General features: G+C 46.9%; 1 pseudogene. It reads right to left on the reverse strand.

From position 1 onward, the window contains the following. Positions 1-331: pseudogene (locus tag A3739_RS08215) on the reverse strand (peptidoglycan-binding protein); the annotation flags it as partial. Positions 332-354: the final 23 nt, after the last annotated feature.

The raw sequence follows: 354 nt of genomic DNA on the forward strand, positions 1-354 counted from the left end.
TAAGCTTATCAAAGACTCTGAAAATCATCATCAAACCCGCTCGTTCTGAAGGCAGTTCAATGCGTTCTTGAGTGTAAGGGTCTCGTACTATACCGCCAGACTTATACACAGCGAGTACGTTGCCCTCTTTGATGCCTTCTCTTGCGCCACGGTTTACTACAACAACGTTATACTGACCGATGTTGCCCACGCCAGATTCAACAGCAATCATCTTGCCACGAATATCACCATCTGGCTTGCTCGGAGTAAATGTAGAATTGATCACGCGATCATCCGTCGGCAATACGCGATCACCAATACGTAACTCTTCGCTTGAGCGCTGAACGGTCAAAGTAATTACTTCACCTTGCACCG

This window comes from Oleiphilus sp. HI0067 (genome assembly GCF_001635735.1).